The sequence below is a fragment of the Lactobacillus delbrueckii subsp. jakobsenii ZN7a-9 = DSM 26046 genome (assembly GCF_001888925.1).
In the GTDB taxonomy this organism is placed as follows: Bacteria; Bacillota; Bacilli; order Lactobacillales; family Lactobacillaceae; genus Lactobacillus; species Lactobacillus delbrueckii.
On the sequence record NZ_CP018218.1, the window covers coordinates 225,632 to 247,211 of the forward strand.

Genomic DNA, 21,580 nt, shown 5'->3' on the forward strand with positions numbered 1-21,580 from the left:
GCTAGTCCTCCTTCTTCTTTCTCTGATTCTTCATCACGATAGTAATCTGGTACTCATCCGGGCTCTTCGCCTCGGTAACCTTGACTTTCACGCCGGACTCCTTGGCCAGTTTAACCGCCTGCTTGATCGTGTTGATCTGCAGCTGCATGTCCCGGCCATAGCGGACCACCGCCTTCTTCTTAACGGCTGGCTTAGGATTGGCCAGCTTGGCCGCCCGCTCTTCCGTCTCTTTCACGCTGAGACCTTTTTCGACAATCTCTTCAGCCAATTTAACCTGGTCCTCTTCGCTTAAGCCCAAAATGGCCCGTCCATGGCGGGCACTGAGCCCGCCTTTGGCCAGATACTCTTGCACAGGTTCAGCCAGCTTGAGCAGGCGGAGCTTGTTAGCTACGTAGGACTGGGACTTGCCAATATCCTGGGCCAGCTGGGTCTGGGTCAAGTCGTTGAGCTGCATCAGCTGCTCATAAGCCTGGGCCTCATCGATCGGATTCAGGTTTTCCCTTTGCAGGTTTTCGATTAAGGCCAAAGAAGCGGTCTGCTGGTCATCGAGATTGTTCACGATAGCCGGGATCTTTTCCCAGCCCAGGCTCTTGGCCGCCCGGAAGCGGCGCTCGCCGGCAATGATTTCGTAGCCGCCCTGGTCCTGGCGGACGATGATCGGCTGCAAGAGCCCTTCTTCTTGCAAGGTCTGGGCGAGTTGCTGGATAGAATCATCGCTAAAAGTCCTTCTTGGCTGGTAGCGGTTCGGATGGATTTCCGCTAAAGGCAGGTCCTGGACCTGCTTGTTTTGGGGAATTTCATTTCGATGAAAAAAACCAAAAGCCATTTGGGCACCTCCAAAAAACTACAAGGGTTTCCGGTTTGGCGTGCCTGCCTGGCGCGGGTACTTGCCCGGAGTTGCCTTGACCTTGTCAACCAGGACGAGGATCCGCTCTTCAGCGCTGCCTGGCAGGGTGATGACCCGGCTGAAGACAGCTTCGCCGCCCAATTTCTCCAGGGCACCCTTGGCGTCTTCCAATTCTTCATCAGCCCGCGGCCCCTTTAAAGCCAGGAACTTGCCGCCGACTTTGGCCAGGGGCAGGCAGTATTCGCTCAAAACGCTCATTCTGGCCACGGCCCGGGCAGTTACCAGGTCAAACTTCTCCCGGTAGTCCGGGTTTTGCCCCACATCTTCAGCCCGGCCGTGCACCAGGTTCACGCCTTCGATGCCAAGCTTCTCCAGCAAGTCAGACAAGAAGTTCAGCCGCTTGCCTAAAGAGTCAACGATGGTGACTTCCAGGTCCGGGCGGAGGATCTTGATCGGCAGTGACGGAAAGCCGGCTCCGGCCCCGACATCGCAGAGCTTGGCTCCTTCTGCAAAGACCTCTGGCCAGAGCAGGAGCGGAGTCACGCTGTCGTAGAAGTGCTTGAGGTAGACCTCGTCTTCGTCCGTGATCCGGGTAAGGTTGACGTGTTCATTGACCCGGACCAATTCCTTAAAATATGTTTTAAATTGTTGCTCTTGGACAGGAGACAACTTAAAATTATATTTTGACAATGTTTCTGCAAAAAGTTCAGGATTCATTCTTTCACCTGTGAAACCGTGTTTCACACCCTTAAATGTAACGCAAAAAGCAATCTTGCGCAAAAAAATGTTACACAAACCATCTTAACAATTATGGATTATTTTTGCTTGAAGGTCAAAAAGAATCCATGGAAAATTACAGCTAAAAACAAAGGATATAAAGGATATAAAGATGCTCTTAGTTATTTTCGTCATTCTCTACATCGCCTGGCAGACCTACAAAGGCTACCATGTGGGTTTCTCCAAGCGGATTGTCAATTTGATCTTCGCCGGTCTGGTCTTCATGCTGGCCATCATGCTGCAGAATCCAGTCGGCGACCTGATCTACACCCAGTTCGTCCAGGGGCAGGCGGGCGACTCCAGCCTGGTCCTGCATGCCTGCCGCTTCGGGGCCTTCTTCGCCCTCTTCTTCATCCTCAAGCAGATATCCAAGATCTTCAAGGCCTGGCTACCCGCCCAGGAGACCAAGACTGGTTTCACGGCCACTTTGGACCACATGGCCGGGGCCATCGTTTCTTTCGTGGCCTCCTACTTCTTCATGTACGTGGTCTTGTCCATCCTCAACTCAGTCGGCATCAGCCAGCTGAGCCAGCTGATCAGCGATTCACAGCTGCTCAGTTTCATCGTCAACGACACGCCAGGTCTGTCGACCGGGGTCTTCAAGACTCTCTTCAGCATCAGCCGGACCACGGCCTAAGGAAAAAGCAGCTTCACCAGAAGGTGAGGCTGCTTTTGCTTTACTTTAGTAATCCAGGCCGACTTTTTCCACCCGTTCATCGTTATACACGTAAATGGCGCCTAAGCGGTGGTCATTGACCCAGTTGGCAATTGGCTGGCCGGCAAAGAAGCAGCGCTTGCACTCGATTTCCGCGTCAACGGAATTCTTGGTGAAGGTCGTCACCCCGGCGATGTTGGTTTCCACCGGGTAGCCAGTCCGGGAGTCGATCAAGTGGTGGTACTTGTGCCCGTCCACTTCCAAAAAGCGCTCGTAAGTCCCGCTGGTGACCACGGAGCATTCCGGGATCATCATGGCCGTGATGTTTTCTCCCCGCGGCTTCAAAGGATCCTGGACGCCTACCGTCCACATCCCGTTGGCCCGCTTCGGGCAAGGGTTGACGAAGAGGACATTGCCGCCCAGGTTGATGATGCCGGCTTCGACCCCGTAGGCCCGCCAGAGGTCCCTGATCCGGTCGGCCGTCCAGCCCTTGGCGATCCCGCCCAGGTCCAGCTCCATGCCTTCCTGCTTCAAAAAGACCGTGTGGTCATCGTCATTTAATTCGACCATCCAGGGGTCGATCAGCTTCATTTTCTCCTGGATTTCCGCGTCACTTGGCACGCGGGCATCCTGAAAGCCGATGGACCAGAGCTTAACCAGGGGGCCGATTAAGGCGTTGAAGCCGAAGTTTTTCCGGCTGGTCTCAACGGCCAGCTTGATCAAGCCGTAAACGCTGCTGGAGACTTGCACGGCCTCCTTGCCCGCCTGGTCGTTGACCCGGGTTACTTCGGACAGGCTGTAGCGGGGGTGGTCCGGCTTGCGGTTGACCGTCAGCAGGTCTTCAAAGTGGTCGATTAGGACCTTGGTCTGGTCCAGGATCTTTTCCGGGTCTTCCCTTGCCCCGTAGATCTGCAGGCTGATGTGGGTCCCCATGGCCTTGTGCTGGGCCATCACTTGGTCAGTTGATATGTATTTGATGATTCCCATTTTTAAATCCTTACTCTTCTAGATACTTGGCCCGGAGCTGGTCACGAAGGACGGGCGTTACGCCCAATTGCCGGGTCAAAAAGGCTTCCATGCCGCCATATTCCTGGTCGATGGTGATCAAGGCGCTGTCTAAGTACTCATTGTTGACCGTGCCCAGAGACCTAAGGTTGGCCCGCTGCACCAGGCTTTCCCCGTTTTCCCGGGCTTCCTTGTCCCTTTTGGCCCGGTAGTCGTTAAGGTAGGGAGCGGATAAAAGATAGTCCTGGCGGATGGTTTCCGGGTCAACCCCCAAAACTGTCAGCAAAAAGACAGTCACCAGGCCCGTCCTGTCCTTGCCTTCCGAGCAATGATAAATAGTTCCGCCTTCAGTTTCAGCCAGATAGGCTAAAACCTGGCCAAAAGCCGCCTGGGCGTGCTCTTCCGTCACCATCAGCCGGTAGCTCTCCACCATATGGCGGAAGCCCGCCAGGGGGTCTAGGCCGTACTGCCTGGCTAATTCCGCCAGGCTGGCTCCGGCCTTGGTCTGGTCCCGGCTGTTAACGGGGATATTGACGTTCTGAATCCCGGCTAGCTTTTTATCCGGCCGCTTGCGGCATTCTTGCGGAGAACGGAGGTCGATGATGGTTTTCACCCCGCGAGCCCTCAAATAATTGCCATCTTCTTCACTGATCGCTGCGACCGTCCCGGTCCGCAGCAAAAGTCCGGCCTTGATCTTCCTGCCGGCAAAGCCGGTATAGCCGCCAAGGTCCCGGGGATTGCGGACTGTTTTCAAGGGTAAAAGCTCCTCTGCCATCTTTTCTCCTCCTTCACTTCTCCCTACAATTTTAAAACAAAACAAGGCGGAAGCGCCAAGCTATCCGCCTTATTTTGCAGTTTTTCTTTTACATTACTTCTTGGCTTGGGTAACGAAAGCAAAGAAGGCTTCCATAACCTTGTCCAGCTGAGCGATTGAAGCTTCGTCAACCAGGTCGCCGCTTTCCTTGTCAAAGCTGCTGTAAGCCTGGCCGATCAGCAATTCGTTGCCTGGCAAAACGTTGGCCGTCATGTCCGGAGACAGCAGGATTTCCCGGGCATCTTCCTGGGCGCGGGAAGCGCCTTGGCCGCCCAAGGACACGCCTACAACGCAGACTGGCTTGTAGGCCATAACCTTGCTGCCAGCGTGGCTGCCCAGCCATTCCAAAGCGCTCTTCAAAGCAGCTGGAATAGCGTGGTCGTATTCTGGAGTAGCGATGATCAAGCCGTCAGCCTGGTCAACCTTTTCCCGCCATGCCGCAACGCGGGCATCAGCTTGCCCTTCCTTGTAGAAAGCTGGCAGGTCGCCAATTTCAGCGACTTCGATTTCCGCCTTATCGCCAAAGCGCTTGGCGATGAACTGGCAGAGCAGACGATTGAAAGAAAAATCGGCATTAGTTCCGACAATAGCTAATAATTTCATTTGGCAATTCCCCCACTTACTTCGTGATTTGTGCGTACCAGGCGTCGACTTCGTCAAAGAAGTGTTCCAGGAAGTCAACGGTACCGGGAATCTTCAAATCGCCGTTTTCGTCAAAGGCAGTAGCTGCCCCGCCCATCATGAATTCATCGTCGTTGAAGACAACCGGGCGCAGGCCCGGGGAAGCCAAAATCGTCTTCAGCTTGGTCTGTGACCGGGCAGCCCCTTGGGCCAGCGGTGAAGTTGACACGATAACGACTGGCTTGCCGTTGAAGGGGTGAGTGTTGGTTGACAGCCATTCCAGGGCGCTCTTCAAAGCGCTGGTTACTGAGTGCTGTTGTTCCGGTGACCCGATCAAAACCAGGTCAGCAGCGGCAACTTGGTCACTTAATTTGGCCACGTCAGCCGGGTCTTCCTGGCCTTCCTTAAACATCGGCAACCCCTTCACGGTCGCGAATTCAAAATCATACTTATCAGCGAAGTGCTTGGCAATGAACTTCAGCAGCATTTCGTTGTAAGACTTGTCAGCGTTAGATCCGTTAAGAGCTAAAACTTTCATAAAAACCACCTTTCAGATTTTCCATTACTTCCCTATTATACCCAAATTAAAGGGATTTCAGCAGGGCTTTTGTGAATAAATTACAAGGATAGAAATGCCCGATTGATAGTTTAATTTTTTAAATGGATCAGCGGTCAAAAAGGCTTTCCAGCTGCCGTTTGATGATCCGGACGAAGTTGTCCTGGTCATAGTCAATCAGGCCATCGACCAGCATTACGGCCAGGCCGTTGACGATAATCCAGTTGAGGGCGATGAGCCACTTCTCCAGTTCCGGGTCAAGGTCGCGCTGGTACTGTTCGCGGAGCTTGGTGTGGCCCAGGTCCATCAAGGTATCGCGGATTAAGTCGTCACCAAATTCCCCATTGACGAAAATCGTTGAGAACAGGCTCCGGTGGTCGCGGGCAAATTGCAGGTAGGAGAGGTCAACATCGTATAAGGGCTCGCCAATAAATTTCTTCTGCAGGATTTCATCACGCAAGGTGCGGGAGACGCGCTTAAGCACTTCCTTGCGCAGGCCATCCATGTTCTTGAATTCCAAATAGATCGGTTGAGTTGAAAAGTGGCCAGTCTGGGCAATGCTGCGGGCAGTCAGGTTCTCGATCCCGTCGGTCAAGGCCTTCTTGTAGGCGATGTCCAATATTCGCTCGCGATCAATTTCTTTCCTTCTGGCCATCATCTGCTCCACCTAATTTCATCATATTCTGAAAGCACTTTAATATTTCATTCCTAACCGGACCAAGCTTTTCCAGCTGATTCTATTAGCTTAGACTAATGAACTATCGGCAATCAGCCTATAAAAAACTCTTATTCGTACTAATTAATATATTAGCACAATATCAAACCAACAGCGTATTTTTAGTAAAAAGTTAAGCAGATAAACCCCGTTCCTGCGGGCGGAGGCAAAATAAGGTAAAATCTAAACAAGAGCAAAAGGAGAAAAGAGGACAAATTATGACAACACACGGACGTTCATCCTGCACTTCAATCTTGATCGGGAAAAAGGCCAGCCTAGACGGCAGCGTGATTATTGGCCGCAATGAAGACTCACGGACGGCCTGGCCCAAGCACCTGGCCTTCCACCAGCGGCAAGCAGGAGCCCAGACTTTCAAGTCACATGATAACAAGTTCACAATTGATTTGCCAGAGGAGGCCTTTGCATATTCATCCACTCCAGAATGGACGAAAAAGTACGGGCTTTTTGAAGAAGACGGGATCAATGAGTACCATGTGGCAATGAGTGCTACGGAAAGTGCTTATGCCAACGAGCGGGTTCTGGCCATCGACCCCTTTGACGCTGAAAAGGGCCTGCTGGAAGAAGCCATGGTGACTATTGTTTTGCCTTACGTCAAGACGGCCCAAGAAGGGGTCAAGCGCTTGGGCGAAATCGTGGAAAAGTACGGGGCGGCTGAATCAAACGGGATTCTGTTTGCGGACAGAGACGAGGCCTGGTACTTGGAAATTGGGTCCGGCCACCACTGGGTTGCCCAGAGAATCCCGGACGACTCCTACACGGTGGTTGCCAACCAGCTGTCAATTCAGGAGATCGACTTTAAGGATCCGGCCAACTTCCTTTATTCAGCCGGCCTGCAGGAATTCGTTTATGAGCACCAGCTGTGGCCAAAGGAAGCCAAGTTCAACTGGCGGGAAATTTTTGGCACGAGAAGCGAGAGCGACCTGCACTACAACACCCCGCGGGTTTGGTACGGGCAAAAGCTGCTGACCCCGTCAGTTAAGCAAGAGCCACAGTCTTTTGACCTGCCATTTATTCAAAAGGCGGACCGGCCACTCAGCGTCCAGGACGCCCAGACGGTACTGGCCAGCCACTACAGCGATACGGAATATGACTTGACCAACCCGAAGAACGCGGGCCAGGCAAGCTTCCGGCCGATCGGGGTGGCGACGACCCAGGAATCCCACCTCTTGCAGCTTAAGGGCGAGGACATGTACCACTGGCTGGCCATGGGGGTTACGGCGCAGAGCGTCTACATTCCCTTCTTCCCGCAGGGGACCAAGGTGCCTTACATGTGGGGCAACGGTAAGGTCGACTACAGCCCGAACTCTGCCTACTGGATCTTCAAGCTGGCCGGGGTTCTGGTTGACCGGAACTGGGGCAAGTACGGCAAGGAACTGGCCAACGCCCAGACGGAAGCCAAGGAAAAGGTCCTGCGCCTCCGCTATGAATACGACCAGAAGCTGCACGCTGACCCAAGCCAGGCCACGGCGATCGCTGATGAGGCCAATGCCAAGATGGCCAAGACGGTTACGGACATCTACAACAAGCTGATCAGCAGCTTGATTACCCAGCAGACGAGTGATTCCCCGCTCAGCTTCCAGATGGACCCGAACTTGTAAAAAAGCATATTAAAAAAGGCGCGAACCCGCATCCCCGCAACGTTCACGCCTTTTTCTTCATCTAAATTAATGGTAGCTGATCGTCTGGACCGCTCTTTTGGCATTGATCTCCCTAAAGAAGACCGGTGCCGAGACCCCTTTGAGGATCTGGTCGTTGGTATAAGTCACGATCACCGTATCGTCGTAGCCGAGACCGCGGAGCAGCTTGCGGTTCATCGTCGCCAATAGCTGCCCCTTTTTAACTTCCTGACCGGCTTCAACTAAAATGTCGCAGCCGACCCCGCCTAGCTCTACCGTATTCAAACCCAGGTGGATCAAGAGATCCAGTCCTTCCTTGGTCCGGATGCCAATCTCATGGTTGGTCGGAAACAAAGAAGTAACCGTGCCGTTCAAGGGAGCGTAGATCAAGTCGCTGGACGGCTGAACCGCGAAGCCCTCGCCCAGTCCCTTGCTAGCAAAAATCTCATCGTTGACGTCCTCGAGCGGGAACAACCTGCCCTGGACCGGAGCCAGAACCTTGCTCAGCCGGGCCCTGCTCTTTAGCAAATCAAAAATTCTAAACATAAATCAACCTCAAAATTATATTCAGACTAAAATATGTAAGCGGAATCATCACTGTCTAGTTTATCATTTTGATGGTAGTTTTGCTATATGTTCCCGCTAACAATTGTCATTTTCCTAACGGAGCATCCGTTTTGGCCGCTATTTCGACCTTCCAATTATATTCGTCAACCAATTTATTTGTCCATTTCATGACGGAACCTCCGTGAAAAGCTTAGAATCTCACCGTTCAGCATGACAATAGTCCGTTTGCGCAAGTTGATCGAGATAACCATAAATAAGCTTGGCCGTGGTTGACATGTCTTGGTACTTTTCATCAGTGAACAGCTTGCCATTTAGGACAATGCTGGTATTCCGGAGGTCTAGTCGGGCTGGGCCATCGTCCTAACTGTAGAATAGGGGATTCCTGTTTCTTTAGCAATGCCTTGCCAACTTAATTTGGACTGCAAGATCTTTTGATAGTCCAAGCTGGTGCTGCTTAGACCGTTCAGTGTCTTCGTATCGTTTGCATCAAGCAGCTACATCAAGCTGCTGCAAAGCCTTGCCAATCATCCGGCCGTATGGTGATACAAGCTGGAAATATGTCGACAGTTCATTCAGCCCAAGCCGGAGATGGCCAAAAAGCTCCTAAACACTAACCCCCTGGTTGATTTTCATCCAACCAGGGGTTTTCTTGTCAGTTATTTAGTTTAGATTTTTTGCTTAACTTCTTGCACGTGGACAACCAGGACCTTCCGCAACCAAGGCAGATCGGCTTTCATGAGGTCAAAGTACTCGCCGGCTTCAACGAATTCGCCAGTAGCATAAACGTGGTAGCCACGGCCTGGACCTTCAGTGCCTTCAAACTTCATGGAGCCGAAGGTCAGGATCAGCTGGCTGTTTTGAGTCGCAATATCTGCTTCAATCGACCGCATCCCAGCAGCAGGCACGAGGAAGGTTGAGTCATCAACCACCTTGATGTAGCTGCTCCAGGTGTTGACCACATGAGCTGGACTGGCTTGGTAGGAAACGATCGTTACTGGTTGCGGATCGCTGATTACCTCCAAAAAGTTTTGGGTTAAAGTAGTGCTTTCTTCTAACATATTTAAATTCTCCTTTTCTTCTTGTTGTAGACATCATAAAATAAAAAGATGACAATTTACGGCACCTTTTAGCAAAAATAAGGAGAAAAAATTGAAAAAATCTGAGCGGCTTAATCAAGAGCTGATTTTTTTAAGTGACAAGAAGCGCTTTAACCTGCAGGACCTGATGGACAACTTTCAGATTTCCAAGCGGACGGCCCTAAGGGACGTTGCCAGCCTGGAGGAACTTGGCTTGGCCTTATATGCTGAAGCAGGCCGGGCTGGCGGCTATTCACTGATTCAAGAGGACCTGCTGACCAAGATATACTTCAATTCGGATGAGGTTGCCGCGATATTTTTCGCGCTCAAAGCCATGGAGCAGCTAAAAGAAACCCCGTTTAACGAATCTTTCCAGATGATCAGCCAAAAGCTGCTCAAGAACCTGGCAGCGAGCCGGCAGCAGCAGGTCTTAGCCTCACAAGCAGCGGTTTCCTTCTTCAACCCCCCGGCAGTTCACCACAACCCTTACTTGCGCCTGCTGATGGAGTCAATCCTGCACGACTCCCTGGTCCGGGCCAACTTCAAGGGCCAGCAAGTCCTGCTGCAACCCTGCCAACTCTTTTTTAGGGATGGCAACTGGTTGTTTGCAGCCTATGACTTGCTGGGCCAGGCCTTTTGGAACTACCGCTGCGACCAATTGCAGGATTGTACTGAGCAGGCTGCCGTTCCTAATAAGCTTAGTTTGGCTGAATTGAAGCAAAAGCAGCTAGAGTTTGAGCACGACAAGTCAGGCCAGGAATTTAAAATTCTCCTCAACCACCGGGGCCAGGAACATTTTTTGAAAAATCTCTACCCAAATATGCAGCTTGAGCATGAAGGCGGGACTACTTATTTGACCGGTTCATATACGCCACGCACCTTTGAGTACTTAATTGACTATCTCTTGACTTTTGGACTGAATGCGAAAATCATCACGCCAGAAGAGCTAAGAAGGAGCTTTAAAGAGCGGCTGGCTGCCATACTTGACCAATACAGCTAAAAAGCCCCTAATTGGACTATATTCCAATCCAATGTCATTAAGTTAAGGGATTGACATCAAGAAAGAACCGTATTATCCAAAATTTGGGTAGTACGGTTCTTTTGACTTTTGTAGAATTCGGAATAAAAATAAACGTGGAAGTGTCATTAGCACTCCCACGTTTATTTTTCCATCCCTAACGACCTCACATTTCTCACTCGTTTTCTTATTTAATCACAACCTTTTTCCAGATTTTTCTGCCAAAAATTCAAATCCGGTCATTTTTCTGCGTATCCGGTCAAAAAAGGCCCCGCCTGAGCGGAGCCTTCTTCTGTTATTTTCTTTGTGACAACTGCCCGTCCATCATGTCATAGATGTGGTCAGCGTATTTTTCCAGCCGCGGGTCGTGGGTGACCAAAATGATCGCCTTCCTGTCATCCTTGGCCAGCTTCTTAAACAAGCGGCCGACTTCTTCCACCCGTTCACTGTCCAGTGATGCCGTTGGCTCATCAGCCAGTAAAATCTTCGGGTTGGCGTACATGGCCCGGGCGATTGCCACCCGCTGCTTCTGCCCGCCTGACAAGTTCTCCGGATACTTCTTGACCAGGTTCTCAATCCCCAGGTCAGCCAAAAGATCCTTTAATTCTTCCTGGCGCAAGTTGCCGGTCTTCTTCACCTTGTCCACCAGCTGGAACTGTTCCTTAACCGTCAAGTAAGGCACCAGGTTGTAGGCCTGCAAAATAAAGCCCAATTTGTTCAAACGCAGGCGGCTGCGGTCCTTCTCCTTCAACCGGCTGATGTCCTGGCCGTCGATTTCCACCTTCCCGCTCGTCGCGGTCTGCAAGGCACCCATAATCGTCAGCAGGGTGCTCTTCCCGGCCCCGCTTGGTCCCATCAACAGAACCACGTTGCCAGTATCCGCGCTGAAGTCGACCCCCTTGAGGGCAACCGTCGCTGCATCCCCCTGCCCGTAAACTTTTTTCACGTTCTTAATTTCAATCGCTGCCATCTTAGCCTCCAATTGCCTGTACCGGGTCAATCTTCAAAATCGTTCTAACTGGGTTAAGCCCGCCCAGCAGACCCATTACCAACATCCCGCCGATCGTCGCCACGAAAATCCCTGGCGTAAAGGCCATCGGAACAGATGCCGGTATCGCGGCCGCCGTGCCCCAGATTGCCAAAAGAGCAAGGACCAAAGCGCTCGTTACCAAAATCAGACTCTGGCTGACCGTGGCCCAAATCAAAGTCTTGGCCGGCACGCCCTGTGCCCGCAGAACCGCGTAGTTCGGCAGCTTCTGGATAGTCAAAATGTACAGGAAGACTGCCACGATGGCCAGGGAAATGATGAACATGAAAGCAATCATCAATTCAAAAGTCAGGTTCTGTTCAGAGTGGCCCGGCAGTTTTTGCGTAAATTCCTTAATCCCGTAAGCCTTGAAGTTCTTCCCCTTAACAGACAGCTTCCGCTGGGAAATGATCCCGGAAGCTTCAATCCCCGGTGCCACGTTCTTTAATTCCTTCCATGCCGGCAAAAAGCCATACATGATCGGTTCAATATTAATCTTGGCATCCTTGACGAAGCCGACGATCGTGTACTTGTGGTCTGACCCGTTCAAGGTCACCTTGTCGCCCAGCTTGTAGCCCTTGTCCTTAAAGCTGCTGTCAGCCGTGACTTCGTACTTGCTCTTAGCCCGTCGGCCAGCAATTACATCCTGGTCCTTGTAGATAAATTCGCCCTTCTTAACCCCCATGTACTGGGCGTTAATCCCGGTCTTGCCCTTCTTCTTGGCCACTACCTGCAGTTCGCCGACCACGGCTTCCTTGTCAGTCAGGTCGATCTTCTTCAAGTCGTCCTTGGTCAAAATCGAACTGTTCATAAACAGGTTGGCGTTCTTGTTCAAGACCACGCTCTTGGTCTGCCAGCCTTCCAAAGCCACCGTGTTTTCCCGGGCCAGGCCGTATGCCAGGCCCCAGGTTGCCAAAATCATGTACGCGATCAGAAAAATCATGAAGACGATCAAGCCGTACCGCATCTTTTCATGCTTGATCTCTTTTAGTGCTAAAAACATTTTTTTGCTTTCTTCCTTTCTTATGTCTTTTCCCAGCCTGCCTATTTATGTTGGCTAAAGAGCTTCTCTAAAGCCTTATGCTCCCGGTCTAAGTAAAAATCAGCCTTGTCCGGGTCCAGCAAGGCTTCCCTGATCGCCTCGTGTGACAGGGCCATGGCCGCCCAGGCACAGGCCGGCATCTGCTTGTTGGGCCTGCTGCTTGGCAAAAGCGCCTCGTTAGCCGCGTAGTGCAGGCGGATCAAGTTATAGTACTGGCTGCCAGTAGCCTTGGTCACAAAGTCCTTGGTCATCTGATAGAGCTCGTCTGCCCCCATCCGGCCGGTCAGACCCGTGTGTAGGTCCCGCATGGCCAGCTTGAACAGGTACTGGTAAGCATCCGTCAAATCCTCAAAGTACTTGTAAAAGGTCCCCCGGGCAATCCCGGCTTCCTTGACGATCCGCGCCACCTGGGCGCTGGCCAAAGTATGGGCGCTGAATTCCTTGAGCAGGGCCTCTGTTACCCGGTCCTGCTTGTCTTTACTTAAATTCTCAAAAGTTGCCTTGACCATTTTTCACCTCCGTGACACCGTGTCACCCTCAACTGTTTTCCAGTATATGCCTGAAGTGACACCGTGTCAACATAAAAAGTGACGCAGTGTCATTTTTTTTGCACAAAAAAGGGCTGCCGGAGCAGCCCTTCCCTGTGATAATTAATTTGTGAAGATTAAAAATTAAAATGTTGTTTTGTTGTTTTTATGTACTTACTGTTAGGTACTTGTTCTTTTCGTTTTTTGGTTAATTCTTGATTTGCTTAGTTGATTAGTTCTTGATTATTTTTACTTTGGATTTTCCGCGCGGAGGGAGCCGTGCTTTAGTTTAACGGGAAGATCTTGTCTGGGTTAAGGATGCCCTTAGGATCGAAGAGGCCCTTGACCTTTCTGAGCAAGTCGGTGTAGTCCTGGCCGTAGAAGTCTTCGTAGTAGTTCTGGCGGGCGTAGCCAACCCCGTGTTCACCGGACATGTTGCCGTCCACTGACTTGGCGGTCTTGTAGAGTTCGGAGATAACGGTGTCGCCCTTCTTGGCGAATTCTTCGTCAGTCATATCGTCTGAGCAAAGGTAGATGTGCAGGTTACCGTCGCCGGCGTGGCCGAAGTTAGGAATCCGCATGTCTTCTTCCTTTTCCAGTTCTTCGATCCGGTGCAGAACCAGCGGAATCTTGTTGATCGGCACGGAAACGTCGACTTCGTCCATCTTAGGAGTTGACTTTTGGATGGCCAAAAGCAGCTTTTCACGGGCGTCCCAGATGGTCTTGGCTTCGTCTGATTCAGCGTTCAAGACAGTTTCCTTCAAAGCGTGGAATGGCTTGACTGCTTCCAAAGCTTGAGCCAATTGGGCTTCAGCGTCGCTGGCCGTGAAGGAGTCGATGCCCAGGATGATGAAGCCATCGCCTTCCTTGATTGGGAAAGTAGCGTCGTAGTACTTTTCCCACAGGTTCAAGACCTTGCGGCCCATGTATTCAACAGTGGTTGGCACAACGCCGGAAGCCAGGATAGCTGGCACTGACTGGATGGCATCGTCCAAAGTCGGGAAAGGAATGATGGCGTTCAAAGCGTGCTTTGGTCTTGGGTAAAGACGGAGAACAGCTTCAGTGATCACGCCCAAAGTCCCTTCAGAACCGATGATCAGGTCCTTCAAGGAGTAGCCGGATGATGACTTAACTGACTTGGAACCGAACTTGTAGACCTTGCCGTCAGTCAAGGCAACCTTTACTTCCCGGATGTGTTCACGGGTTACCCCGTACTTGATAGCCTTCAAGCCGCCGGCGTTGGTGCTGATATTGCCGGCTACAGTAGCCCAGTGCATGGCTGGTGCTGGCATGTAGGTAAATGGCTTGTCTGCCAAAAATTCTTCCAGTTGGTTCAAACGGATGCCTGGTTGAACAGTGATAGTCAAGCTGGCTGGGTCGTAGTCGATAACCTTGTTCATCTTAACCATGTCCAGGGAGATCCCGCCGTGCACAGTCAAGTTAGCCCCCATCAAACCAGTTGAGTTGCCCCGTGGAGTCAAGGCAATTTCGTGGTCGCTGGCATACTTCAAGACGCTGGCTACTTCTTCAGCCGTGGTTGGCTGGATTACCAGGTCAGGCATAGCCCGGACAGTCTTGAATTGGTCGTGGTCCCAGTGTTCAGTTACTTCAGTAATAAAACGTTCTGGGTCGGCAATCATTGGCCGCAAGTTTTCAATGTCTTCAGCAGTTAACTTATGATATTCCATTCTAGTTCACCTTACAGTTTTCTTTTTTGTGTTTCAATCTCCGTTTCTATTAAATCACATATGAAAGCGTTGTCAATTTTATGATTTATTGCACAAAAGAAAAAAGGCCTGTCAGCAAGCGCTTCCTAGCCTTTTAAAAGTGTAAATTTTTTCTCTTTTTTCGCACTTTGTGAAAAATCGTCATGCCTTCTTCCGAAAAACGACCCGGTCTTCCCCGCTTTGGTCAGGGGCAAAGGCATAGCCGAAGTCGGTGAAGTCCGGCAGGTCGGACAAGTCCCGTCCCCCTTCCGCCAGCCAACGGACTAAACGGCCCCGGGCCATCTTGGCATGAGTTGCCTGGGGCCGCCATTTGCCGTTTTTCTCTTCCTGGAAGACGACCTCAAGCAAGCGGTCTCCCTCTTTTAAGAACGGAGTCAGGAGATGGCTGTATTCCTTGGAAGCCAGGTTGAGGACCACGGAATCATCTTGGTAGAGCTCTTGGTAAACTTTTTCTCCCCAGAATTCATAAAGGCTCTTATACTTAAAGGCAGGCAGGGGGCTCTTCATTTCCAGGCGGTAGGGCACGATCCCGTCAAAGGGGCGAAGGCTGCCGTAAAGACCGGACAAAACGCGCAGGTGCTGATCTAGGTAGTCTAGCCCGGCTTGGTCTAAAACATCAGCGGCCAGGTACTGGTACTGCAGGCCACTGTAGGCAAATAGGGCTGGTACTTGCGGCTGAGTTAGGTCAGCAGCCAGCATCTGGCGGGCTTCTTCGGTGATTTTGGCATTGGCCCGCCAGACTTTTTCCAGATCAGCTTGATCTAAGGAATGCAAATAGGACCAAAGCTCCTCAGCCTGGTCGAGGAAGACGGGCTGGCTTTTCGGCAAAAAGCCGCCGTCTGTCTGCATTTTTTTAGCTGGGGAAATTACAATCTTCATTTTTTACATCCTATTAATAATCTAGTAAAATAAAACATGTGTTTAACAATAAGGAGGAGCAAGCATGATCAACCCTGATTTTGCGATTATCTTAAATTTTAACCCAACTGGGGCAAATGTAAACGCGGATGCTCTGGTCCGCCGGGCAAGGGACATCGGTGCCCGCGCCGTCAGCGGCCGGGAAGAATTAAAAGCGGCCTGCGAAAAGTACACCATCGCCTACCTGCCAGACCAAGCTGGCCAGCACTACAAGGCAGATGAAGTCGTGGACGCTTTGCTAGCTGCCAGAAAGGCCGGCCAGGCCTTAGTCGTTGACGTGGACGGCGAAGACGAAGCTGACCAAGCGGCTTTAGACGCTTTGAACGCCTGGATGCACAAGTTTGGCCACGCGGTTAATGAAGGCCAGGAAAGTGACTTGTCAGCTGACGCGGCAGAGGCTTTTGTCTTGACCAACCGGCACGCGCCCTACCAGGCCTACCTTTTCTTAAAGGCCCCTTATCCTGCAGAGGTCAAGGTGACTGGCTTGACGAAAGCGCCAAACCGGATCGAATGGCTCGACGGCCGGGAAGAATGTGAATTTGTTTTTGAAAACGGAGTCCTGACGGTTCAGTTAAAGAAGCAAGAAAGTCCTTTTGCCTGGCAACTGGTGCGGATTCAAGGCCACCGGCCGGAGGACGATATCGCGGAGACAAAATTTTAAATTCATATTAAAGATCTTTCCGTACATTTTAATCGCTAAGAGATTCGTATTATACTGAACACAATCTTTTGAATGAGCAGATTGGAGTTATTAATGACATCTCGCAAAGACTACCGGAAGAAAAACACTCAAGGCAGCAAATACCTGATTATCGCGGGTGTGGCGGTTATCGTCCTGGCCTGCGCGGGTATTTGGGGCCACAATGCCTACCAACAGCACCAGGCAACCGTTCTAGCGGAAAACAAGAAGCAGGTGGCATACAACAAGAAGCACTTCAACGCTAACGTCACTATCTATGGCGTCAAGGTGGGCAAGCTGACGGTTGACCAAGCGGTCGAAAAGATCCAGGCCAAGGCTGTCAACAAGCTGGTCTACAAGGACGGCAAGATCAGTGCTGTTCGTGACAGCAAGTTGACAACTATCAGCAAGGAGCAGGTCCAGAAGTACTTTGACAAGCAGTACACCCAGCTGCCGACTGACCAGAGCTACAATTACGAGAACACGGCTCTGAAGAAGGGCAAGAGCAAGCTGAAGGCCATTACCGCGGCCAGCGTGGACTACTCTGTGGCGGGGAAGACTTTTACCCTGCCAGCTAAAGACTACTTGACCCAAATCAGCTACTACAGCGGCGCTGTCCACTACGACGACGCAAGCAAGCTGACGGCGAAACTGAACGCCATGGACAAGGAAGTCAAGACTTTGGGCAAGAGCTACAAGTTCAAGACGCCAGCCGGGTCAACCATCACCGTTACCAACCAGAGCTACGGCTGGGGGATCTGGACGGCCAGCGCCAAGAAGGCGGTTCTGTCAGCTTATGAGACTGGCAAGAAGACCATTGACGGGAAGAACCACATCTATGGTGAAGGCTACACCACGCAAGGTCTGGGCTACGGCAAGAGCAACAATGGGCTGGGCAACAGCTATGTGGTTGTGTCAATCGCCAGCCAGGACATGTGGGTGGTTGTCAACGGCAAGGTGGTCGTAACTGTATCTGACGTGGTTACGGGGACGGCCAACAAGGGCGACAACGCTACTCCTACTGGGGTTTGGTACATCATGTACAAGCAGAAGGATGCTACTTTAAGAGGGCAGAACGACAACGGGTCGAACTACGCTTCTAAGGTCAGCTACTGGATGCCGTTTACGATGAGCGGCTGCGGGCTGCACGACGCGCCATGGCGGACCGACTGGTCAAGCACGGCCTACCTGAAAGGCGGGTCACACGGCTGCGTCAACATCCGGCCTAGTGAAATCAAGTCCGTTTGGGACGCGGTTAAGGTGCACATGCCTGTGATCGTTTACTAAGAAGTAAATTACATATAAAAAGGATCTATCTTCATCAAGAAGGTAGGTCCTTTTTTGGTGTGTTATTTTCTATTTATCCGCTAATTCCTTAAGTTTCTGGACAGGTTCGCTCTCCTTGAGCTTTCTCTTCCCTTCTCCATGAGGATCCCTGCCTGCACGCCCTTCAAGAACGGGGCTGACCGCTTCAAAGCCTGTCCACCAGCGTAGCCTAAAACCAGCAAAAGGGCGATTCTCTTAGCATGTTTCATCTTCATTTTGCTCACCTTATTTCTCACACATCTCTGACCATTTTCTACTACTTATATTATAGCGCTTTCTCAGCGGCAGCAATGCCAACTTAGGCGAATTCCGTCACGTCTTTGACATCATAACGGACAGTATCTGGAACAACTTCACTTGGGTCCGGTTTGCCAATGGAGATGGCCATCACTGGAATGTATTGTTCTGGGTCCAGGCCAAATTCTGCTGCAGCCTTGCTTGCATCATAGCCAGCCATTGGGTTGGTTTCGTAGCCGTGTTCACGGGCAACCAGCATCAGTTGCATGGCAACGAGTGAGGCATCAACCATCGCGTCTGCAACTAACATTTGCCGGTCAGCCTTTTCGTAAAGTGGAAGGAAGGTGTTAACCGCGGCATCGCGTGCTTCTGGAGTTACCTTCTTTTCTTCTACCATGCCATTCCACAGGTCACGATACTTCAGATATGACTTAGTGTTACCGAAAACCATGATCGTGGCTGGAGCAGTGTCAACTTGAGGGTAATTGAACGGCATTAAGAAATCGCGAAGCTTCTTCTTGCCTTCTGGAGTGTCGACAATAACAAAGTGCCAGGACTGCAGGTTGCAGGCACTTGGAGCAGAGATAGATTCATTAATGATTTCCAGCAATTCGTCACGGGAAATCTTCACGCTGGAATCATAGTGCCGGATAGACTTTCTGTTTTGCATGATATCTTTAAAATCGTTGTTCATTTTATTACCTCAAAGAATGTACGATAGTATTTACATCTATATTGTAACCGATTGCAAACGAGTTGAATACATAAAAAAACTGTTTCCAGCTCTTACCGGAAACAGTTTTCTTATGCTCTATTCAATTACTTTTGCAAAGCAGCAGCAACCGCGGCGTTGACGTCAGCTTGTTCGCTAGCAATCAAGTCCACCCGGGCAGCGATGACCTTCCGGTCCATCTTGATTTCCCGGTTCAGCAGCATGTTGCTTTCCTTGTCAGTAAAGAAGGCGTTGTATTCGTCGTAGCGTTCCTTGGTCTTGAAGACGCGGGAGATGACAGTGATGAAGGTAGCGAATTCCATGTCGCCGCCGACCGTCTTTTCCAACCATGCCCATTCGTCTCTGATCCAGTCCCAGGCCAGCTGTTCACCTGCTGGGTTGGACAAAACGCCGCTGAACCAGCCGCGCAAGTCCTGCGGCTTAATGATTTCAGTGTTTTTGAACCAGGAAACGATCTTCTTCAGTTCGCCTTCGTCCTTGCTCTTCACGATCGCGGCTTCCAGGTCCATCTTGAATGACGGGTCACTGGTTGCCTGGTACAAACCAATCAGCTTGTCAGTCAATTCGCTTGACCCGTAGTTTTCAACTTCGTTGATCAAAACGTATGGCCGGATGTCAGCTGGCAGTTCTGCCAACTTATCAGCGTATTCCACGTAGATTTCGTGAGCTTGCTTTTCTGAATCAGCGTTGCGGCCGTAAAGACTAGCAGACAAAACGTATGGCCGGGTCTGAATGTCTTCATCGCTTTCCCCTGCCTTAGGCAGCCAGCCCAAACGGGCAACTTGGTCCTTGGACAAGTCGTTGTACAGAGCCCGCAGGTTCTTGTCAGCTTCACTGCCGGCTGGGGCAAATTGCCGCAGCTTAGCAGCAGTCGTATACAGAGCATCGTTGACAATGTGGCTTTCTGAGTTCTTGAAGAGTTCCAGAACTGGTACCACGTCAGCGTATGAAGCCTGCTTGCCTTCTGCCAAAAGCCGCAGGTCTTGCAGCAATTGCAATTGGGAAACTGGATCCAAGTCCTTGGCTTCCTTCATGATGTCGTCCATCAAAGTCTGGTCGTACTTCACGATGAAGTGGGAGTTGTTGCCCACGTTCAAGCGCAGAGCGTGGCCGGCTTCTGCCCGCAGAGCCTGGTAGTCACCCAGGTCAAGTTCAACGTCTGACATGATCTTTGGTGCCTTGAAGTTAGCGTTAAGCGGAATTTCCCACTTGCGGCCGACTTCCTTGCCTTCACCGATGAAGAATTGCTTCTGAGTCAGCTTCAAGTGGCCGTCCTCAACAAAAGCATTCACCACTGGGTAGCCTGGCTGGTCCAGCCAAGTGTGCATGATTTCCCCAATGTTCAAGTCAGTGGCCGTTGACAAGGCATCCCAGAGATCGTCACCTGCCGCGTTGCCAAACTTGTGCTCGTCAAAGTAGCGCTTCAAGCCCTTTCTCAAGGCTTCATCGCCCAAAAGTGACCGGACCATGACCAGCATTCTTGACCCCTTGGCGTAAACGATGGCCCCGTCAAAGAGGGCGTCGATTTCAGCCGGGTCATTAACTTCCACGTGCACTGACTGTACCCCGTCGGTTGCATCCCGGGTCAAGGCAGACGCTGCTTCAGAAGTCTGGAACATTTCCCAGATGTGCCAGTTAGGTTCCAGGTGGTCAACTGACAGGTATTCCATCATGTTGGCGAAACTTTCGTTCAGCCAGAGGTTGTCCCACCATTCCATGGTTACCAGGTCACCGAACCATTGGTGGGCCAGTTCGTGGGTCACCACAGTCGCAACCAGCTTCTTCATTTCCAAAGTGGTGTTGTCCGGGTCCAAAAGCAGGTAGGCTTCCCGGTAGGTTACCAGACCCCAGTTTTCCATGGCACCGGCTGAGAAGTCAGGCAGGGCCAGCTGCAGTGATTGCGGCAGCGGATATGGAGTTTGGTAAAAGTCTTCGTAGAATTCAATTGCCCGCTTGGCAATGTCCAAGGAGAAGGTCAGTTCCTTTTCAGTGTGGGCTTGAGTTGAGTAAACCCCGATCAAGACCCCGCTCTTGGTGTGGGTGGTCAATGACCGCATTTCACCAAAGGCGAAAGCAACCAGGTAGCTGGACATGCGGACAGTTTCCTTAAAGTAGTGCACACCGTTTTCTACCCGGTCTTCTGGCATGTTGGCCAAAACAGTCTCGCCTTCGTGTTCGTCGAACTTGAGGGCGAGGGAGAAGGTTGCCTTAGCTTCTGGTTCGTCAACACATGGGAAGGCTTCCCGGGCAAAAGTAGTTTCAAACTGGGTCCCGATCAGTTCCTTCTTAACGCCATCAACTTGGTAGTAGGACGGGTAGATCCCCATCATAGTGTCAGTCAAAGGCGCTGAGTAGTCGATCGCGATGACCGCTTCCCCAGTCTTGCCGGCTTCGATCTTGATGCCTTCAAAGTCGTCGCCAAAAGTAAACGGCACTTCCTTGCCGTCAACAGTGACCTTGCTGATGGTCATGTACTTTTGGTGGACCAAGACAGTTTCTTCCTGGATTTCACCATGGATGGTGGAAGTCCCTGAGAAAGATCTTGCTGCCCGGTCAACGTCGATGTATAGATCGTAGTGATCTGGATGGAATGTTTCGTAAAAACGCTTAACAGCCATTGTTTCCTCCTATAATCCGCGCCTAATTTTTCCTCGCGTATATTGTATTCATACTTCTCTATTCTAGCAAAAAAGGCTAAATAAAGCCCATTTAACGCAAAATATCTTTTCCCCTGCCAGCATTAAAAAACGCGTACACCACCAAGCCCGACCTTGCGGGTACATGGTAGCGTCATGGCCCTTAAGCAAGACGATGTACCCAGCTACTTAACCAGACGGAAGATCCTGTCTCCAGTTAAGCTGGCCATGGCAGAAAAAGCCAACCTCAACCAGCTCCGCTTTACCAAGGAGCAGCAAGGGCTGCTGACTGAATTAACCCGGCTGACCCGGCGGGTCAAGCTGAGCTTCGTCTAGCTCAGCCCCTTGATCTCGATCAGCCAATTCAGTTTCTAACGGAAATTAATTCCATTTTTGAAATAATTGCATATGTAAAAGACCAGTCTAGCAGCTGGCCTTTT

Annotated in this window: 23 protein-coding genes; 6 read left to right on the top strand and 17 right to left on the bottom strand. The window is 51.1% G+C overall.

The window, feature by feature from the left end; genetic code table 11:
* Position 1: 1 nt before the first annotated feature.
* The gene (noc, locus tag LJ046_RS01255) at positions 2-826 is read right to left on the bottom strand and encodes a nucleoid occlusion protein (protein WP_002879525.1); all 825 of its coding nucleotides are present in this window, start codon (positions 824-826) and stop codon (positions 2-4) included.
* Positions 827-844: 18 nt separating this feature from the next.
* On the bottom strand, positions 845-1,564 hold the full coding sequence (gene rsmG / locus LJ046_RS01260; RefSeq protein WP_002879526.1) for a 16S rRNA (guanine(527)-N(7))-methyltransferase RsmG: 720 nt from the start codon (positions 1,562-1,564) through the stop codon (positions 845-847).
* Positions 1,565-1,736: 172 nt separating this feature from the next.
* Here rsmG and LJ046_RS01265 point away from each other — a divergent pair, with 172 nt between their 5' ends.
* A complete protein-coding gene (locus tag LJ046_RS01265) occupies positions 1,737-2,261 on the top strand; it encodes a CvpA family protein (protein WP_002879527.1) in 525 nt (174 codons plus the stop codon).
* Between the two features lie 45 nt (positions 2,262-2,306).
* On the opposite strand, the gene LJ046_RS01270 is transcribed toward LJ046_RS01265, so the two are convergent.
* The 5 genes from LJ046_RS01270 to LJ046_RS01290 all read right to left on the bottom strand — a co-directional run bounded on the left by LJ046_RS01270 (position 2,307) and on the right by LJ046_RS01290 (position 5,933).
* A complete protein-coding gene (locus LJ046_RS01270; protein ID WP_002879528.1) occupies positions 2,307-3,266 on the bottom strand; it encodes an FAD:protein FMN transferase in 960 nt (319 codons plus the stop codon).
* Between the two features lie 10 nt (positions 3,267-3,276).
* Positions 3,277-4,059, bottom strand: coding sequence for a tyrosine-protein phosphatase (locus LJ046_RS01275; protein ID WP_002879529.1), 783 nt, complete (start codon positions 4,057-4,059; stop codon positions 3,277-3,279).
* A gap of 93 nt (positions 4,060-4,152) precedes the next feature.
* The gene (locus LJ046_RS01280; protein ID WP_002879530.1) at positions 4,153-4,701 is read right to left on the bottom strand and encodes an NADPH-dependent FMN reductase; all 549 of its coding nucleotides are present in this window, start codon (positions 4,699-4,701) and stop codon (positions 4,153-4,155) included.
* Between the two features lie 16 nt (positions 4,702-4,717).
* Positions 4,718-5,257, bottom strand: a complete 540-nt coding sequence (locus LJ046_RS01285; protein WP_002879531.1) for an NAD(P)H-dependent oxidoreductase — start codon at positions 5,255-5,257, stop codon at positions 4,718-4,720.
* A 127-nt stretch (positions 5,258-5,384) separates the two neighbouring features.
* The gene (locus LJ046_RS01290) at positions 5,385-5,933 is read right to left on the bottom strand and encodes a TetR/AcrR family transcriptional regulator (protein ID WP_003616592.1); all 549 of its coding nucleotides are present in this window, start codon (positions 5,931-5,933) and stop codon (positions 5,385-5,387) included.
* 275 nt (positions 5,934-6,208) lie between these two features.
* Here LJ046_RS01290 and LJ046_RS01295 point away from each other — a divergent pair, with 275 nt between their 5' ends.
* On the top strand, positions 6,209-7,609 hold the full coding sequence (locus tag LJ046_RS01295) for a C69 family dipeptidase (protein WP_035176744.1): 1,401 nt from the start codon (positions 6,209-6,211) through the stop codon (positions 7,607-7,609).
* 66 nt (positions 7,610-7,675) lie between these two features.
* On the opposite strand, the gene LJ046_RS01300 is transcribed toward LJ046_RS01295, so the two are convergent.
* On the bottom strand, positions 7,676-8,173 hold the full coding sequence (locus LJ046_RS01300; RefSeq protein WP_002879534.1) for a PTS sugar transporter subunit IIA: 498 nt from the start codon (positions 8,171-8,173) through the stop codon (positions 7,676-7,678).
* A 686-nt stretch (positions 8,174-8,859) separates the two neighbouring features.
* Positions 8,860-9,252, bottom strand: a complete 393-nt coding sequence (locus LJ046_RS01310; RefSeq protein WP_002879536.1) for a pyridoxamine 5'-phosphate oxidase family protein — start codon at positions 9,250-9,252, stop codon at positions 8,860-8,862.
* 91 nt (positions 9,253-9,343) lie between these two features.
* On the opposite strand from LJ046_RS01310, the gene LJ046_RS01315 reads away from it, so the two are divergent.
* Positions 9,344-10,270: a helix-turn-helix transcriptional regulator gene (locus LJ046_RS01315; protein ID WP_002879537.1), complete on the top strand. Its 927-nt coding sequence runs from the start codon at positions 9,344-9,346 to the stop codon at positions 10,268-10,270.
* Positions 10,271-10,583: 313 nt separating this feature from the next.
* On the opposite strand, the gene LJ046_RS01320 is transcribed toward LJ046_RS01315, so the two are convergent.
* The 5 genes from LJ046_RS01320 to yaaA form a co-directional block, all read right to left on the bottom strand.
* On the bottom strand, positions 10,584-11,258 hold the full coding sequence (locus tag LJ046_RS01320; RefSeq protein ID WP_002879538.1) for an ABC transporter ATP-binding protein: 675 nt from the start codon (positions 11,256-11,258) through the stop codon (positions 10,584-10,586).
* A 1-nt stretch (position 11,259) separates the two neighbouring features.
* Positions 11,260-12,318 (bottom strand): ABC transporter permease, encoded by a 1,059-nt coding sequence (locus LJ046_RS01325; RefSeq protein WP_002879539.1) that lies wholly within the window; start codon positions 12,316-12,318, stop codon positions 11,260-11,262.
* Positions 12,319-12,359: 41 nt separating this feature from the next.
* Entirely contained in the window at positions 12,360-12,866 is a 507-nt protein-coding gene (locus LJ046_RS01330) for a TetR/AcrR family transcriptional regulator (protein ID WP_002879540.1), read from the bottom strand.
* 302 nt (positions 12,867-13,168) lie between these two features.
* The gene (locus tag LJ046_RS01335; protein ID WP_002879541.1) at positions 13,169-14,572 is read right to left on the bottom strand and encodes an FAD-binding oxidoreductase; all 1,404 of its coding nucleotides are present in this window, start codon (positions 14,570-14,572) and stop codon (positions 13,169-13,171) included.
* Between the two features lie 180 nt (positions 14,573-14,752).
* Positions 14,753-15,490 carry a peroxide stress protein YaaA gene (yaaA, locus tag LJ046_RS01340; RefSeq protein ID WP_002879542.1) on the bottom strand — a complete coding sequence of 246 codons (738 nt, stop codon included), beginning with the start codon at positions 15,488-15,490 and terminating at the stop codon, positions 14,753-14,755.
* Between the two features lie 64 nt (positions 15,491-15,554).
* Here yaaA and LJ046_RS01345 point away from each other — a divergent pair, with 64 nt between their 5' ends.
* On the top strand, positions 15,555-16,190 hold the full coding sequence (locus tag LJ046_RS01345) for a hypothetical protein (RefSeq protein WP_002879543.1): 636 nt from the start codon (positions 15,555-15,557) through the stop codon (positions 16,188-16,190).
* 93 nt (positions 16,191-16,283) lie between these two features.
* A complete protein-coding gene (locus LJ046_RS01350) occupies positions 16,284-17,495 on the top strand; it encodes a L,D-transpeptidase family protein (RefSeq protein ID WP_002879544.1) in 1,212 nt (403 codons plus the stop codon).
* A gap of 80 nt (positions 17,496-17,575) precedes the next feature.
* Here the strand turns inward: LJ046_RS01350 and LJ046_RS01355 are convergent, their stop codons facing one another.
* From LJ046_RS01355 to LJ046_RS01365, 3 genes are all read right to left on the bottom strand, one after another.
* A complete protein-coding gene (locus LJ046_RS01355; protein ID WP_002879545.1) occupies positions 17,576-17,749 on the bottom strand; it encodes a hypothetical protein in 174 nt (57 codons plus the stop codon).
* 83 nt (positions 17,750-17,832) lie between these two features.
* Positions 17,833-18,465: a nitroreductase family protein gene (locus LJ046_RS01360; RefSeq protein WP_002879547.1), complete on the bottom strand. Its 633-nt coding sequence runs from the start codon at positions 18,463-18,465 to the stop codon at positions 17,833-17,835.
* A gap of 125 nt (positions 18,466-18,590) precedes the next feature.
* Positions 18,591-21,122, bottom strand: a complete 2,532-nt coding sequence (locus tag LJ046_RS01365) for a M1 family metallopeptidase (RefSeq protein WP_002879548.1) — start codon at positions 21,120-21,122, stop codon at positions 18,591-18,593.
* A 174-nt stretch (positions 21,123-21,296) separates the two neighbouring features.
* On the opposite strand from LJ046_RS01365, the gene LJ046_RS01370 reads away from it, so the two are divergent.
* Complete coding sequence (locus tag LJ046_RS01370; RefSeq protein WP_002879549.1) at positions 21,297-21,476, top strand: hypothetical protein; 180 nt, start codon at positions 21,297-21,299, stop codon at positions 21,474-21,476.
* Positions 21,477-21,580 lie beyond the last annotated feature (104 nt).

What these genes read in the sequence shown, in the direction of transcription:
- LJ046_RS01270 (WP_002879528.1), bottom strand. Translation starts at nt 3,266, where the DNA reads ATGGGAATCATCAAATACATATCAACTGACCAAGTGATGGCCCAGCAC.
- rsmG (WP_002879526.1), bottom strand. Translation starts at nt 1,564, where the DNA reads ATGAATCCTGAACTTTTTGCAGAAACATTGTCAAAATATAATTTTAAG.
- noc (WP_002879525.1), bottom strand. Translation starts at nt 826, where the DNA reads ATGGCTTTTGGTTTTTTTCATCGAAATGAAATTCCCCAAAACAAGCAG.
- LJ046_RS01335 (WP_002879541.1), bottom strand. Translation starts at nt 14,572, where the DNA reads ATGGAATATCATAAGTTAACTGCTGAAGACATTGAAAACTTGCGGCCA.
- LJ046_RS01275 (WP_002879529.1), bottom strand. Translation starts at nt 4,059, where the DNA reads ATGGCAGAGGAGCTTTTACCCTTGAAAACAGTCCGCAATCCCCGGGAC.
- LJ046_RS01320 (WP_002879538.1), bottom strand. Translation starts at nt 11,258, where the DNA reads ATGGCAGCGATTGAAATTAAGAACGTGAAAAAAGTTTACGGGCAGGGG.
- LJ046_RS01350 (WP_002879544.1), top strand. Translation starts at nt 16,284, where the DNA reads ATGACATCTCGCAAAGACTACCGGAAGAAAAACACTCAAGGCAGCAAA.
- LJ046_RS01330 (WP_002879540.1), bottom strand. Translation starts at nt 12,866, where the DNA reads ATGGTCAAGGCAACTTTTGAGAATTTAAGTAAAGACAAGCAGGACCGG.
- LJ046_RS01290 (WP_003616592.1), bottom strand. Translation starts at nt 5,933, where the DNA reads ATGATGGCCAGAAGGAAAGAAATTGATCGCGAGCGAATATTGGACATC.
- LJ046_RS01265 (WP_002879527.1), top strand. Translation starts at nt 1,737, where the DNA reads ATGCTCTTAGTTATTTTCGTCATTCTCTACATCGCCTGGCAGACCTAC.
- LJ046_RS01360 (WP_002879547.1), bottom strand. Translation starts at nt 18,465, where the DNA reads ATGAACAACGATTTTAAAGATATCATGCAAAACAGAAAGTCTATCCGG.
- LJ046_RS01280 (WP_002879530.1), bottom strand. Translation starts at nt 4,701, where the DNA reads ATGAAATTATTAGCTATTGTCGGAACTAATGCCGATTTTTCTTTCAAT.
- LJ046_RS01345 (WP_002879543.1), top strand. Translation starts at nt 15,555, where the DNA reads ATGATCAACCCTGATTTTGCGATTATCTTAAATTTTAACCCAACTGGG.
- LJ046_RS01295 (WP_035176744.1), top strand. Translation starts at nt 6,209, where the DNA reads ATGACAACACACGGACGTTCATCCTGCACTTCAATCTTGATCGGGAAA.
- LJ046_RS01355 (WP_002879545.1), bottom strand. Translation starts at nt 17,749, where the DNA reads ATGAAGATGAAACATGCTAAGAGAATCGCCCTTTTGCTGGTTTTAGGC.
- yaaA (WP_002879542.1), bottom strand. Translation starts at nt 15,490, where the DNA reads ATGAAGATTGTAATTTCCCCAGCTAAAAAAATGCAGACAGACGGCGGC.
- LJ046_RS01365 (WP_002879548.1), bottom strand. Translation starts at nt 21,122, where the DNA reads ATGGCTGTTAAGCGTTTTTACGAAACATTCCATCCAGATCACTACGAT.
- LJ046_RS01285 (WP_002879531.1), bottom strand. Translation starts at nt 5,257, where the DNA reads ATGAAAGTTTTAGCTCTTAACGGATCTAACGCTGACAAGTCTTACAAC.
- LJ046_RS01325 (WP_002879539.1), bottom strand. Translation starts at nt 12,318, where the DNA reads ATGTTTTTAGCACTAAAAGAGATCAAGCATGAAAAGATGCGGTACGGC.
- LJ046_RS01310 (WP_002879536.1), bottom strand. Translation starts at nt 9,252, where the DNA reads ATGTTAGAAGAAAGCACTACTTTAACCCAAAACTTTTTGGAGGTAATC.
- LJ046_RS01300 (WP_002879534.1), bottom strand. Translation starts at nt 8,173, where the DNA reads ATGTTTAGAATTTTTGATTTGCTAAAGAGCAGGGCCCGGCTGAGCAAG.
- LJ046_RS01370 (WP_002879549.1), top strand. Translation starts at nt 21,297, where the DNA reads ATGGCCCTTAAGCAAGACGATGTACCCAGCTACTTAACCAGACGGAAG.